Source organism: Halorussus limi, from assembly GCF_023238205.1.
Classification (GTDB): Archaea; Halobacteriota; Halobacteria; order Halobacteriales; family Haladaptataceae; genus Halorussus; species Halorussus limi.
Genome location: NZ_CP096659.1, coordinates 636,753 through 649,605, shown reverse-complemented (window position 1 = coordinate 649,605; position 12,853 = coordinate 636,753). Strand labels below are relative to the sequence as shown.

Sequence of the window (12,853 nt, the reverse complement as noted above, 5' to 3'; positions counted from 1 at the left end):
CGTCCACCCGTTTTCCTCATACGACACGATGACTGAATCACAACACTCCCTACGACGACGGCTGGACAAGCTGTTCGTCCCGCTCACGGTCGGGCCGACGCTACTGTGGATAGCCGGCATCATCGTCTATCCGACGGCGAAGCTCCTGTGGTCGAGTCTGTTCTTCACGAACCCCATCACGGGCGCCAAGGAGTTCGTCGGACTCCGGAACTTCCGACGGCTCCTGCTGGGCGACGGCGGGTCGCTTCTGAACCCCAACTTCGTTTCGTTCACGTGGCATACCATCGTCTACGTGGGGTTCAGCGTCTCCATCTCGTTCCTGCTCGGACTGGGCGTCGCGCTCCTGTTGAACAAGGACCTGAAGGGTCGCGGCTGGCTTCGCACGGCGGTCATCGTGCCGTGGATTCTGCCGTACGTGATGAGCGGGCTGATGTGGCGCTGGATGTTTCAGGCCCAGTACGGAGCCATCAACGGCGTCCTGATGCAGACCGGTCTCATCGGCAACAAGATTGCGTTCCTGTCGGACGGGACGCTGGCGATGATGGCGCTGATAATCGCGGACGTCTGGGTGTTCACCCCGTTCATCATCATCATCCTGCTCGCCGGCCTCCAGAACGTGCCCGAGCAGTTGTACGACGCCGCGGAGGTCGACGGCGCGAGCCGATGGTCGCGCTTTTGGAACGTCACGTATCCGTTCCTCAAACCCTCCATCCTCGTCGCGCTCACCATCCGCATCATCTTCGACATCCGCGCCCTCGACCTCGTCTGGGTCATGACTCAGGGCGGACCGGGCACGGAGACCGAAGTCTGGGCGTCGTGGCTCTACCGCACGGCACAGGTGTTCAACAAGCCCGGTGAAGGCGCGGCGCTCGGCGTCGTGATGCTGGCGGTCACGTTCGGCATCGTGGCCGTGCTGTACAAGATATTCGGCGAAACCCCCTACGAATCATGAGTACCGAAACGTCTCGATTCGGCCGATTGACGGACAGTCTCGGCCTCGACACGGACAACGAGTGGCCGAGCGTGGTGCGCGAGCGACTGGTGTCGTACGGTCTGCTCGGGTTGTACGTCTTCGTGGTGTGGTTCCCCATCTACTACATCCTCATCACGAGCTTCAAACCCACCTCGGACGTTCTCTCGCTCCCGATAACGTTCTTCCCGCACGACGCGACGATTCAGAACTACGTGGACATCTTCAACAACCGACCGTTCGAGATGTACACGCTCAACAGCCTGATAGTGGCCAGCACCACCACGGTCATCGTGGTGACGCTCGGGACGCTGTCGGGCTACACGTTCTCGCGCTACGACTTCATGGGCAACAAGGCGCTGCTGCTTAGCATCATCGCGGCGCGCATGATTCCGCCCATCGCGCTCATCGTCCCGTTCTTCCAGATAATGTCTCAGCCGCCGCTCATCGGCGGCATCACGGGAAGCCTCTACGACACCAGAATCGCGCTCATCCTGACGTACACGTTCTTCAACCTGCCGTTCGCGGTGTGGATAATGAAGAACTACTTCGACGGCGTGCCCGAGAGCTTAGACGAACAGGCCAAGGTCGACGGCTGTTCGACGTGGGAGGGGTTCGTGAAAATCATCCTCCCCGTCGCCAAGCCGGGCATCGCCGCGACGGCGATTCTGGCGTTCATCTTCTCGTGGAACGAGTTCGTCTTCGCGCTCGTCCTCACCTCGTCCGAACAGGCCCAGACGCTCCCCATCGCGGTGAGCCTGTTCGTCGCCGACGACTTCGTGGACTGGGCGCACCTCGCGGCCGGCGGGATGATAGCGGCCCTGCCGGGCATCCTGTTCGGCCTGTTCTTCCAGCGGTACATCGTCAGCGGACTGACTCAAGGAGCTGTCAAAGAATGATTTCGGAACACATGGCGGACGACGGTGGTATCGATGGCTGAAGTAACGCTCGAGGAACTGGTCAAGGAGTTCGACGACGTGGTCGCGGTCGACGGCGTCTCGCTCGACATCCCGGACGAGAGTTTCACGGTCCTCGTCGGACCGTCGGGATGCGGGAAGACGACGACGCTCCGACTCGTCGCGGGCCTCGAACGCGCCACCGACGGGACCATCGAAATCGGTGGCGAAGTCGTCAACGACAAGCGGGCCTACGAGCGGGACATCGCGATGGTGTTCCAGAACTACGCGCTCTACCCGCACAAGTCGGTCGAGGAGAACATGCGGTTCGGCCTCGAACAGCAGGGCACCGACGAGGAGATAATCGAAGAGCGGGTGGCCGACGCGGCGCAACTCCTCCAGATAGAGGAGTTGCTCGACCGTCGCCCCTCGGAACTCTCGGGCGGTCAGCAACAGCGGGTGGCGCTCGGCCGAGCAATCGTCCGGGACCCCGACGTGTTCCTGATGGACGAACCGCTCTCCAATCTGGACGCCAAGTTGCGCGTCCAGATGCGGGCGGAACTCAACAAACTCCACGACGAACTCGACACCACCACGGTGTACGTCACCCACGACCAAGTCGAGGCGATGACGCTCGGCGACCAGATCGCGGTGATGGACGCCGGCGAGATTCAGCAGGTCGGACCGCCAACGTTCGTCTACGAGAACCCCCGGAACATGTTCGTCGCCGACTTCCTCGGCAGTCCCTCGATGAACTTCCTCGAAGGCGACCTGCGCCGGGACGACGGCGAGTTCCTGCTCGACATCGGTCCCGTCGAACACGAGGTGCCCGCCGGGTACCACGACGCCCTCGAGGGCTACGACGGGGAACGCGTCGTCCTCGGCGTCCGGCCGGAGGACGTGACGCTCCGGCCCGACGGCATCCCCGTGACGGTCAACGTCGTGGAACCGCAGGGCGAGAAGACCGTCCTCGAACTCGCGCTGGGCGACGAGACCATCAAGGCCTCGGTCGACCCCGGCGTCGCCGTCGAGTCGGACGACCGCGTGAGCGTCGAGTTCGACCGGGAGTCGGTCCACTACTTCGACGCGGCGACCGGCGAGTGCCTGAACTTCACGTCCGAGGACGAACCGGCGGTCGACTCCGATTCGACCGCAATCGCGGGCGGAAGCGAAGCGTGACCCTCGGGAACGTGAGCGCGGCCCTCGAAAACGTGAGCGCGACCACCGCGGTGCTGTCGGCGCTCGGCGGGGTCCTGACCGCCATCGCCGCGGCGAACTACGCGCTGGGCGTCTACGGCGGCGCGACCGTCGCCGGAATCGGCGGCGTCGTCTCGTTCGCGTTCGTCCTGCTGGTCGAGTGACCGACGCGACCGAGCGAAAACAAAAAGGGTCCCGAACACCTCCACGCGGATAGCGAACACGCCCACGCATGCTTCCAGCCGAACGCAAACGAGAGATACGCGACACCGTGACCGAGCGAGACGGCTGTTCCGTCTCCGAACTCGCCGAGATGCTCGACGTGTCGAAGGCGACCATCCGGCGGGACCTCCGCGACCTCGAAGACGAGGGTCTCGTCGAGCGGTCGCACGGTGGCGCGCTCCCGGTCAGGACCGTCGCCAGCGAGCAGTCCTACAGTCAGCGCGGCGTCCAGAATCTGGACGCCAAGCGCGCCATCGCCTCGCGCGCGCGCCGGGAGTTCCACGACGACCAAGTGGTCTTTTTCGACTCGGGGACGACGACGATGGAGGTCGCCAAGCAGGCGCCCGGCGACGTGGGATTCATCGCGGCGACGAACTCGCCCATGCTCGCGCTGGAGTTCGCCGACAACGGCCGCGACGTGAAACTGACCGGCGGGACGCTCCGCCAGCAGACCCGGGCGCTCGTGGGACCGACCGGCGAGTCGTTTCTGGAGCGGACGAACTTCGACCAGGTGTTCCTCGGGACGAACGCCGTCGACCCCGACGCCGGTCTCACGACGCCCAACGAGGCCGAGGCCCGGATGAAGCAGTTGATGTGCGAGAAGTCCCAGCGCGTCGTGCTGGTGGCCGACGAGACGAAGTTCGGGCGCAAGAGCTTCGTCCAGTTCGCCGACATCGAGACGGTCGACTTAGTCATCACCGACGCCGAACTCGACGGGGAGATGCGCGAGGCGTTCGACGCGGCGTCGGTGGACGTGGTCGACGGGGTACGCGAATGATACTGACGGTCACGCTGAACCCCGCCGTCGACCACACCATCAAACTCGACGGCCCGCTGGAAGCCGACGAGGTGAACCGGACGACCCTCGACCAGTACGACGCCGGGGGAAAGGGCATCAACGTCTCGAAGTACCTCGACGCCTTGGACGTCGAGACCGTGACGAGCGGCCTCCTCGGCGGACTCTTCGGCGAGTTCGTGGAGCGCCAACTCTCCCGGACGAAGGTGCCCCACGACTTCGTGGAGATGTCGGGGTGTACCCGACTCAACACGACGATACTCTCCGAAGACGGCGAGTACAAGATAAACCAGTCGGGCCACCCCGTGAAGCGCCGGAGCGAGCGGGCCGTCCTCGAGAAGATAGCGGACTACGACCCCGAGGTGGTGGTCGTCGCGGGGAGCCTCCCGCCCGGACTCGGTCCCGCGACCATCGACCGAATCGCGGACGCGGGCGAGTGGGACACCGTCGTGGACGTCGGAGGCGGACTGCTCGACCGCCTCGAAGTCCCTTACGCGTGCTGTAAGCCCAATCGCACCGAACTCGCGACCGCGACGGGGATGCCGACCGAGACTGTCGAGGACTGCCTCGCGGCGGCCCGCCAACTCCGGGCGGACGGCTTCCGGCGCGTGGTGGCCTCGCTCGGTCCCGACGGCGCGATTCTGGTGACCGAGGACGACGAGTTGTACGTGGAGGCCCCCGACTCCGACGTGGTCGACACGGCGGGCGCGGGCGACGCGCTCCTCGCGGGCGTGCTGAAGGCGACCGAGGACGGACTGTCGCCGGGCCAGACGCTCCGGTACGGCGTCGAGGTGGCCTCCCGCGTGGTGGAAGCGCCGGGGACCACCGTGCCGTCGCTGTCGTCGGTGGCCGAGGAGGCCCGCTCGAACCCGCTCCGGTCGCTCTGACCGCGTACGACCGAACGGAAACGAGCGAATTCAAAAACGCTTTCAACGTTCACTCGAATGTGAGGGACAGTAGCATGGACGAGGGACCGGTCGGGAAGCGGGGGACGCTTCGGTCCGTCAGGGCCGACCTGATGACGGGCGTCACCTACATGATTCCGTTCGTCACGATAGCCGGCGTCTTTCAGGCCGTCGGCTACACTCTCGGTCAGTCGACGACCATCGGGGGCGACCTCGGGACGCTCCCGTGGTACGCCGTGACCGTCGGGTCGATAGCGCTCAACGCGATGGTCCCCGTCCTCGGCGGGTTCGTCGCGTACGCCGTGGCCGACCGGCCGGGCCTCGCGCCCGGGTTCGCGCTCACGGCCATGATTCAGGACCCCCGCCTCGTCCAGACGACCGGGACGCTGTTGGGCGTGAACACCGGCGACGCGCAGGCGGGGTATCTCGGTGCGCTGGTCGTCGGTCTTCTCGCCGGGGTGGTGACGCGGCAGGCCGCGGAGTGGGACGCGCCGGCGGCGATACGGCCGCTACTTCCGGTCCTCGTCGTCCCGGTCGGCGTCACCGCGCTCCTCGCGCCGGTCGTGCTGACATTCGGCATTCCGCTCGCGCTGACGATGAACCACGTGGAGTTGCTCCTCCGCGGGGCGTCGCTGCCCGTACTCGTCCTCGTCGGCGGCACCCTCGGCGCGATGATGGCGCTCGACCTCGGCGGCCCCGTCAACAAGGTCGCGTACGTCTTCGCGGTCGGTCTCCTCCCGGAACTCCTCTTCCGACCGATGGCCGCGGTCATGGTCGCGGGAATGGTCCCGCCGCTGGGTCTCGCGGCCTCTCACCTCCTCGCGCCGAGTCGGTACTCCGACGTGGACGCCGGCCAGACGAGGGCGGCGACCATCGCGGGACTGTCGTTCGTCACCGAGGGCGCGCTCGCCTACACCACCGGGACCGCCGGTCGGTCCTCGCCCTCGTGCGTCGCCGGCGGCGCGGTCGGCGGGGCCGCGTCGATGGCGCTCGGCGTCACCATGCCGGCGCCCCACGGCGGTCTCCTCGTCGTCCCGCTGGCGAACGACCCGCTGGCATTCCTCGGGTGCATCGCGCTCGGCGCGGCGACCACCGCCGCGACCGAGACGGTTCGACGACCCAAGATTGATACACCGCGGACTCCGCAGGGCGAGTAACCGACATGCCATCCGAGGATTTCGTCGCTCCCGCGCTCGTCACGCTCGACGAACCGCCCGCCGAGCGCCGGGCCTGCATCGACTTCTTACTCGACCTCGCGGTCGACGCCGGACGAGTGACCGACCGGTCGGCGGCGCGCGACGCGCTGTTGGAGCGAGAAGCGTCGACGCCGACGGGACTCGGAAACGGCGTCGCCGTCCCGCACGCGCGGACCGACGCGGTCACCGCCCCGACCGTCGCGTTCGCGCGGTCGGACCGCGGCGTGGACTTCGATGCGCCCGACGGCGACCCCGCGACGCTGCTGTTCTGTCTGCTCGCGCCCGAAGACGCCGACGAGGACCACCTCGAAGTGCTGAGTCGACTCTCGCGGTCGCTCGCCGACCCGGCGTTCCGGACGCGACTCGCCGAGGCCGACTCGGAACGGACCGTCGTGGACGCGATTCGGGAGGCGGTCGCGTGACCGAGCGCCGCGTCACGGTCGCGCGCGAGACCGGACTCCACGCCAGACCGGCGCGGGCGGTCGCCGACGCCGCCGCCGACTTCGACGCCGACGTCGCGGTCGAGTACGACGGCGAGACCGCGCGTGCCGCCAGTCCGCTGGAACTCACTGCCCTCGGGGTCGAGTCCGGCGAATCGGTGGTCGTGCGGGCGCGGGGCGACGACGCCGACCCCGCGGTCGAGGCGGTCGTCGACGTACTGGTCGGGGAGGCCGACCCGTGACCGACCTCGACGGCGTCGGCGTCGGGACGGGCGCGGCGACCGGACCCGCGGTGTGGCTGGCGGGACCCGACGAGACGCCGGACGCCGGCCCGACCGACCGCTCGCCCGACGCGGAGCGCGACCGCTTCGAGAGCGCGCGCGCTCGGACCGTCGAGGAACTCCGCGAGGAGCGCGACCGGGCGGCCGAGGCGGTGGGGAAAGCCGCCGAGGACGTGCTGGCGACCCACGAGACGTTCCTCTTCGACCCGGCGTTCGAGGAGCGCGTCGAGGACGCCCTCGCGGACGGCGACCCGGCCGAGCGGGCGGTCGCGCGCGCGCTCGAAGACTGGATAGAGGCCTTCGAGGAGACCGGCGGCAAGACCGCCGCCCGCGCCGACGACCTGCGCGACCTCCGGGGGCGACTCCTCCGGGCGCTCCGCGGCGAACCCCGGCGCTCGGGCGAGGACCTGCCGGCGGACGCCGTGGTGCTGGCCGAGCGACTCGACCCCGGACGAGCGGTCCGCCTTGCGGCCGCCGGGGTCGCCGGCGTCGCGACCGTCGCGGGGAGTCGGACCGGCCACGCCGCGATAATCCTCCGGTCGCGCGGCGTCCCGGCCGTGGTCGGCGTCGGCGACGCGCTGAAGGCGGTCGAGCGGGGCGCTCGCGTCGGCGTGAACGCCGCCGCCGGCCGCGTCACGCTCGACCCGCGGCCCGACGACGCGAGCGCGACCGAGGCGGCCGCTCCGGACGCGGTCCGCGCGGCGTCGGGGACGCCGCTCGCGGTGACGGCGAACGTCGGGTCGGCGCGGGAGGCGGCGACCGCTCGGGAGCGCGGGGCCGACGGCGTCGGCCTGTTCCGGAGCGAGTTCCTCGCGCTCCGGTCGGACGGCGTCCCCGACGAGGACGCCCAGACCGAGGCGTACGCCGCGGCGCTCGACCGATTTCCCGACGGCGAGGTCGCGATACGCACGTTCGACTTCGGGGGCGACAAGCCGCTCCCCGGAGCGGACGGGACCGCTCCTCGCGGCGTCGCGGGGTCGCTCGCGGCCCCGGACCGCCACCGCGAGCAACTCCGGGCGCTCTGCCGGGCCGCGGCCCGCGGCGCGGGCGACCTCACCGTGGTCCTCCCGCACGTGACCCGGGTCGAGGAGGTGACGGCGGTGCGCGACCACCTCGACGCAGCGACCGACGAACTCAAGGCCGCCGGCGTTCCCCACGAGCGACCCGCGCTGGGTGCGATGGTCGAGACCCCCGCCGCCGTCGAACTCGCCCCCGAACTCGCGTCGCGGGTCGCCTCGCTCTCGCTCGGCACGAACGACCTCTCGCGACACGTCCTCGGGACGACGCGCGACGCCGACCCGTCGGTCGCGCAACCGGCCGTGGTCCGCGCCATCGACCGGGCGGTCACCGCGGCGGCCGACGCGGGAGTCCCCGTGCGGTGCTGCGGCGAAGCGGCGGCGGACCCCGAGTTCGCCGCGCTGTTGGTCGGACTCGGCGTGACCGAGTTGAGCGTCGCGCCCGACGCGGTGCCCGCGCTGAAGCGGCGACTCGACGGCGTCGACCTGCCCGCGGCCGCGACCCTCGCCGAGCGCGCGACCGCGGCGAGTACGAAGAGTGAAGTGGATTCGCTGCTCAACGAGGGCCCATGAGACTCGTCGCCGTCACCGCGTGCCCGACCGGCATCGCCCACAGTCAGATGGGCGCGGAGTCGCTGACTCGGGCCGCGACCGACGCGGGACACGACCTCGAAGTCGAGGTCCACGGCGCGATGGGCACCGAGAACGAAATCGGGGAAGACGACCTCGCGCGGGCCGACGCCGCCATCGTCGCGGCCGACGTGCGAGTCGACACCGACCGCTTCGCCGACCTCCCCACCGTCGTCGCCCCGGTCGGAACCGCGGTGTCCGACCCGGAGGGTCTGGTCGAGCGGGCCGTCGGTCTGGGGCGGGCCGGAAAGCCCGAGACCGTTCGCGTCGGCGACGACGCGGCGGACGGCGAGAGTCGAGGGCTCCTCGACGGACTCCGCCGACTACTGGATTAGGCCGGCGCGAGCGCGGACGAAGTTGCTAGTTTCTCCGTTTTATCGATTTGCGATTGCGCGATAGCGACTCGAATCCACCGGTGGACTCCAAACCGCTGATGGACTCCGTGACTCCGAACGGCGACCCTACTGTGTCGAGACGGTACGTTCCGCTCGCCGACGCAGCGTCGCACCGAGACGAGGATTCTATATAGCTTGTATGAGTTTAATTCTTCCTGATGAGTCCGTCCGGAGTCGCATCGCTCTCATTCGGGGGTTCGCAACCACGGGATGCCGTTCGACCGACCGCCGCAGTGGAGTGGCTTTACGGGTAGGTCGACGCTTCCAGTTCTCGCGCGCCGGTGTCTTCCGGTCGCCGGACGCTCGAACTCGGCGACGGCGTCCGACGGCCGTCGCGGCGACCGCAGGTCGGACTGCCGTCTCGACCCGGACCATTTCAAAGCCGAACTTCGGGGAGGCGCTACGGAAAACACCGAATTGTTCCAGTTGTCGCCCGCGACGGTTCTCCACCGTCCTCCGGACTCCGCGTCGTCCGGGGTAACCGTAGTCGATGTTCGTCGTTAGCCGGGCGTACGTGAGGTGGAAACTGTTCGATTCGTCTCGCCGACTTCCCGGCCGGTTTTGTTTCGTTTTTACAGCGATGTCCGGACCTGCTCGGAAACGATGGCCCGACGGTCGAACGGAAAATGGCGCGACGACCGCCGACACCCGTTCCAGCGACGATAGTAGGGACCGTATAAATCTCATATTGCGATATGATTTCCGGGACCTAACTGCTGTAGCTACCGCTGTGAGCGGTGCTTCCGGCCAAAACGGTGTCTGACTGACGTTCCGCAAAAACGTCGAACGATTACCGGGTCTCGGGCTCGGCAGTACGGGTCCGTCGCTCGGTCCCGCGGGACTGATACGCGTTGTAGCCCGCGAGGATGGCGACCAGCGCGCCGCTGACCACGTCGCTCCAGAACGCGCCCTCGAAGACCGTCTCGAAGATGAACGGTGCGATGACCATCCAGAGGCCGAGCAACGCGACCAGCGATGCCCCGCCGGTGTTGATACCTTCCCTGTCGTCGGCCTTGACGGCGTTGTAGCCCGCGATGATACCGATTGCGGCACCGACGATGATGTCGTTCCAGAAGTTGGCCGCCGGCGGTGCGTACAGAAACGCCGAGACGACTATCCACGCGCCGATGATGGCCGTCGCCGCCGAGATGTAGCCGCTCGCGTTGCTGTCGCCGTTCGTAGTTGTGCTTTCGCTCATGATTTCTCCCCGAATCTAGTTGGGCGTAGAACAGGATAAGCCGAACGGCTGAGCGGTGCCCGGTCGTCGGCCGGAGAACACTTCCCGGTCGCGCCCGCAGTTCCGGGGAGGGGAGACCGTGGCTTCGATACCGCCGATTATCGACATCAGAGACGACTTGCGGCGCGCACAAGACGAGGCCGACGCCGACGTGAGCGACGACTTCGAGACGGTGCGCGACCGCCTCGACGCCTTCGGCGAACGCGACCGGGCCGACCGGGAAGGCGTCGTGGACGAGATAGACAACCAACTGCTCCGGGTCGAGGAACTGCTGGACGACGAGGAGGCGACTCGCGCGGTCCGGTCCGCTCGGAACCGACTCCACATCTACCGGGAGTCGCTCGACCAGACCGACCCGAACCTCGCGGTCGTGGACTCGGGCGTCCGCCAGCACGAGGAACCCGAGGCCGACGGCGTCCTCCCGGTCGGCGAGGTGACGCTGACGGCCACGGTGGCCAACAGCGGCGACGACGCCGAGGTAGTCCCCGTCGTCGGGTTCTACGACGGGGACGGCGAGGAACTGGAGTCGGTCCGCGGTCCGGCGTTCGACTTGGAAGCGGGCACCGAGGGACAGATCGAACTGGAGGTCGACGTACCGAGCGACGCGACCCACTATGCGGTGTCGGTCGTGCGAGCGTCCTGAACGTACCGAACGTCTCGGCTCGCGCTCCCGTCGGCCCAGCTGAAGTAGTACGTCATGTCCGGGCCGTCGTCGCCGGCGTACTCGTCCGCCTCGTCGGCCATGATGGACGCGTCGGTGAACTCCCACTCCCTCGATTCTCCTGCGGGGACGAGAATCGAGATTCGTTGGACGGGCGTGTGGGCGACGGCCGGCCCGGCGCGGTTCAGTGCGGCGACGAACCGTCCCGGCACGTCGCTCTCGTTCTCCGCGGTGGCCCTAATCGTCGGCGAGTCAGAGACGGAGACCTTCTCGGGAATCTCCACCGAGACCGAGAACGACGGGTCGGGCGCGGCGAGTCGCCGCCGGACGCGCGAGTCGGGACGCCACTCTCCGCCCGGCCACGTCAGAGCGGCGTCGGCCGCGTCGGTCGAGGCAGTCGCGTCGGTCCCGTTAGCCGTATCAGTCGCACCGGTTCCGGTAGTCCCGTCGGCCGCGCCGGCCGACGCCGGGAGTTCGAACAAGAGCAGTCCCCGGCCGGAAGCCGCGTCGTAGGCCTCGGTCTGTCCGCTTCGGACTCGCCACGCCCGGAGCGGCCAGTCCATCGAGACCGGCGCGTACTCGCTGCCGGCGAACCGGAACGAGAACTCCTCGCGGGCCGGCGGCGCGCCGTCCTCGGTCGTCGCGTCGAGGAAGAGGTACTGCCCGTCGGTCGGATGGGCGGCGATAGAGTCGGGCGAGTTCATCGTCACGAGCGCGGGTTGGAGCGCGTCGAGCGCGACCGAGACGCTGGCCGTCGCCGTGGTCTCGTCGGTCGTCTCGCTCGTGGTCCGTGCGGTTCCGTTGGTCGTTTCGGTCGTCGCATCGGTCGTCCGGTTCTCGTCGGCGTCGGTCGTCGGTTCCCCGGACGACCCGGAGAGACACCCCGCGAGACCGGCGAGCGCGGTCCCGGAGCAGGCGAGGAGGGCGCGTCGTCGCATGTGCGGCGGTTTACCCGATTCCGATAAGTGTCTTCTGTCGAATCAGGCGGTAGCGCGTATCGCAAGCCTTTCGGCCTCCCACTCCGCCGTATCGGGCATGGTGCTTCCAGAGGGGTTCGCGCTCCCGCCGCTCCCGTACCTCGTCGGTCTGCTCGCGGCGGTGGCGCTGGTCGGCGGGGCGCTCGCCCGGTCGGACCCGCACGTCTCCGACCGCATCGTCCTCGCGCTCGCGCCGTGGGTCGTCGTCGGGTCGAGCCTCCACGCGCTGTTCGTCCTCGAGTGGGTGCCCGAAGCGGTCGCGCCGCTGCTGGGCACGCCCTCAGTCTACCTCTCTACCTTCGTCGTCGCCGGACTGGTCTGGCTCGCCGGGATTCACGCGACCGCGGACCCCGAGCGTCCGGTGGTCGCGGTCGGGGTGCTGGCCGCGAGCGGGGTCGTCGCCTACGCGCTCGCTCGGGGTGCCGAGAACGGACTCCGCCTGTTCTGGCCGCTGGTCGGCCTCCTGCTGGCGCTCCTGTTCGCCGGGGCGCTCTGGGCCGCGACAAGATGGTCGCGTCCGGGCGTGACCGCGGCGACCGGCGCGACCGGCGCGCTGGCGCTGTTCGGCCACTCGCTCGACGCGGTCTCGACCGCGGTGGGCGTAGACCTGCTCGGGTTCGGCGAGCGGACTCCGGTCTCGCGGGCGGTCCTCGACGTGGCGGCATCGCTCCCGACCGCCGAGACGTTCGGCGTCGGGTGGCTGTTCGTCCTCGTGAAACTCGTCATCGCGGAGGCCGTGGTAATTCTGTTCGCGGACTTCGTCCGCGAGGACCCCCGCGAGGGATTCCTGCTCCTCGGCGCGGTCGGTGCGGTCGGTCTCGGTCCGGGCGCGCACAACCTGATTCTGTTCGTGGTGACTGGGTGAGCGCGGGGTCCCGGAAGTCCCGCGACATCGACGCAGCGTCGCGAATTCGCGTGTCGTTGCGGAGTCGCGCCGACGAAGTCGCGCCGACGGTCGTTCTCAATCGCTCCGACCTATAGAACCCACCAGCGTTTTGACGGGCGGGTGCATACCGTGGCGGTATGTCGTTCGC

The 12,853-nt window shown here is 68.6% G+C and carries 15 protein-coding genes; 13 read left to right on the top strand and 2 right to left on the bottom strand.

Annotated elements, in window-relative coordinates; translation table 11 throughout:
• Positions 1 to 28 precede the first annotated feature (28 nt).
• From M0R89_RS03425 to M0R89_RS03375, 11 genes are all read left to right on the top strand, one after another.
• On the top strand, positions 29 to 952 hold the full coding sequence (locus M0R89_RS03425; RefSeq protein ID WP_248651169.1) for a carbohydrate ABC transporter permease: 924 nt from the start codon (positions 29 to 31) through the stop codon (positions 950 to 952).
• Positions 949 to 1,869, top strand: coding sequence for a carbohydrate ABC transporter permease (locus M0R89_RS03420; RefSeq protein WP_248651168.1), 921 nt, complete (start codon positions 949 to 951; stop codon positions 1,867 to 1,869). The genes M0R89_RS03425 and M0R89_RS03420 overlap by 4 nt, the downstream gene beginning before the upstream one ends.
• A 33-nt stretch (positions 1,870 to 1,902) precedes the next feature.
• A complete protein-coding gene (locus tag M0R89_RS03415; RefSeq protein WP_248651167.1) occupies positions 1,903 to 3,045 on the top strand; it encodes an ABC transporter ATP-binding protein in 1,143 nt (380 codons plus the stop codon).
• Positions 3,042 to 3,227, top strand: coding sequence for a hypothetical protein (locus tag M0R89_RS03410; RefSeq protein WP_248651166.1), 186 nt, complete (start codon positions 3,042 to 3,044; stop codon positions 3,225 to 3,227). Before M0R89_RS03415 ends, M0R89_RS03410 begins: the two co-directional genes overlap by 4 nt.
• 68 nt (positions 3,228 to 3,295) lie before the next feature.
• The gene (gene glpR / locus M0R89_RS03405) at positions 3,296 to 4,063 is read left to right on the top strand and encodes an HTH-type transcriptional regulator GlpR (protein WP_248651165.1); all 768 of its coding nucleotides are present in this window, start codon (positions 3,296 to 3,298) and stop codon (positions 4,061 to 4,063) included.
• Positions 4,060 to 4,968 (top strand): 1-phosphofructokinase, encoded by a 909-nt coding sequence (gene pfkB / locus M0R89_RS03400; RefSeq protein ID WP_248651164.1) that lies wholly within the window; start codon positions 4,060 to 4,062, stop codon positions 4,966 to 4,968. The genes glpR and pfkB overlap by 4 nt, the downstream gene beginning before the upstream one ends.
• 74 nt (positions 4,969 to 5,042) lie before the next feature.
• Positions 5,043 to 6,143, top strand: a complete 1,101-nt coding sequence (locus tag M0R89_RS03395) for a PTS fructose transporter subunit IIC (protein ID WP_248651163.1) — start codon at positions 5,043 to 5,045, stop codon at positions 6,141 to 6,143.
• A 5-nt stretch (positions 6,144 to 6,148) separates the two neighbouring features.
• The gene (locus M0R89_RS03390) at positions 6,149 to 6,604 is read left to right on the top strand and encodes a PTS sugar transporter subunit IIA (RefSeq protein WP_248651162.1); all 456 of its coding nucleotides are present in this window, start codon (positions 6,149 to 6,151) and stop codon (positions 6,602 to 6,604) included.
• Entirely contained in the window at positions 6,601 to 6,864 is a 264-nt protein-coding gene (locus tag M0R89_RS03385) for an HPr family phosphocarrier protein (protein ID WP_248651161.1), read from the top strand. The genes M0R89_RS03390 and M0R89_RS03385 overlap by 4 nt, the downstream gene beginning before the upstream one ends.
• Positions 6,861 to 8,492 carry a putative PEP-binding protein gene (locus M0R89_RS03380; RefSeq protein WP_248651160.1) on the top strand — a complete coding sequence of 544 codons (1,632 nt, stop codon included), beginning with the start codon at positions 6,861 to 6,863 and terminating at the stop codon, positions 8,490 to 8,492. The genes M0R89_RS03385 and M0R89_RS03380 overlap by 4 nt, the downstream gene beginning before the upstream one ends.
• Positions 8,489 to 8,884 (top strand): PTS fructose transporter subunit IIB, encoded by a 396-nt coding sequence (locus M0R89_RS03375; protein WP_248651159.1) that lies wholly within the window; start codon positions 8,489 to 8,491, stop codon positions 8,882 to 8,884. Before M0R89_RS03380 ends, M0R89_RS03375 begins: the two co-directional genes overlap by 4 nt.
• 850 nt (positions 8,885 to 9,734) lie before the next feature.
• On the opposite strand, the gene M0R89_RS03370 is transcribed toward M0R89_RS03375, so the two are convergent.
• On the bottom strand, positions 9,735 to 10,142 hold the full coding sequence (locus tag M0R89_RS03370; RefSeq protein ID WP_248651158.1) for an SPW repeat protein: 408 nt from the start codon (positions 10,140 to 10,142) through the stop codon (positions 9,735 to 9,737).
• A 118-nt stretch (positions 10,143 to 10,260) separates the two neighbouring features.
• Between M0R89_RS03370 and M0R89_RS03365 the strand changes: the two genes are divergently transcribed.
• Positions 10,261 to 10,824, top strand: coding sequence for a DUF7553 family protein (locus tag M0R89_RS03365; protein ID WP_248651157.1), 564 nt, complete (start codon positions 10,261 to 10,263; stop codon positions 10,822 to 10,824).
• Here the strand turns inward: M0R89_RS03365 and M0R89_RS03360 are convergent.
• Positions 10,794 to 11,780, bottom strand: coding sequence for a hypothetical protein (locus M0R89_RS03360; RefSeq protein WP_248651156.1), 987 nt, complete (start codon positions 11,778 to 11,780; stop codon positions 10,794 to 10,796). The two genes, M0R89_RS03365 and M0R89_RS03360, sit on opposite strands and share 31 nt — an antisense overlap.
• Positions 11,781 to 11,877: 97 nt before the next feature.
• On the opposite strand from M0R89_RS03360, the gene M0R89_RS03355 reads away from it, so the two are divergent.
• Positions 11,878 to 12,684 (top strand): DUF63 family protein, encoded by an 807-nt coding sequence (locus M0R89_RS03355; protein WP_248651155.1) that lies wholly within the window; start codon positions 11,878 to 11,880, stop codon positions 12,682 to 12,684.
• Positions 12,685 to 12,853 lie beyond the last annotated feature (169 nt).

Bases quoted from the DNA above. Each gene is read 5' to 3' on its own strand.
- M0R89_RS03375 (WP_248651159.1), top strand. From the start codon at position 8,489: ATGAGACTCGTCGCCGTCACCGCGTGCCCGACCGGCATCGCCCACAGT.
- M0R89_RS03420 (WP_248651168.1), top strand. From the start codon at position 949: ATGAGTACCGAAACGTCTCGATTCGGCCGATTGACGGACAGTCTCGGC.
- pfkB (WP_248651164.1), top strand. From the start codon at position 4,060: ATGATACTGACGGTCACGCTGAACCCCGCCGTCGACCACACCATCAAA.
- M0R89_RS03355 (WP_248651155.1), top strand. From the start codon at position 11,878: ATGGTGCTTCCAGAGGGGTTCGCGCTCCCGCCGCTCCCGTACCTCGTC.
- M0R89_RS03390 (WP_248651162.1), top strand. From the start codon at position 6,149: ATGCCATCCGAGGATTTCGTCGCTCCCGCGCTCGTCACGCTCGACGAA.
- M0R89_RS03395 (WP_248651163.1), top strand. From the start codon at position 5,043: ATGGACGAGGGACCGGTCGGGAAGCGGGGGACGCTTCGGTCCGTCAGG.
- M0R89_RS03425 (WP_248651169.1), top strand. From the start codon at position 29: ATGACTGAATCACAACACTCCCTACGACGACGGCTGGACAAGCTGTTC.
- M0R89_RS03415 (WP_248651167.1), top strand. From the start codon at position 1,903: ATGGCTGAAGTAACGCTCGAGGAACTGGTCAAGGAGTTCGACGACGTG.
- M0R89_RS03370 (WP_248651158.1), bottom strand. From the start codon at position 10,142: ATGAGCGAAAGCACAACTACGAACGGCGACAGCAACGCGAGCGGCTAC.
- glpR (WP_248651165.1), top strand. From the start codon at position 3,296: ATGCTTCCAGCCGAACGCAAACGAGAGATACGCGACACCGTGACCGAG.
- M0R89_RS03360 (WP_248651156.1), bottom strand. From the start codon at position 11,780: ATGCGACGACGCGCCCTCCTCGCCTGCTCCGGGACCGCGCTCGCCGGT.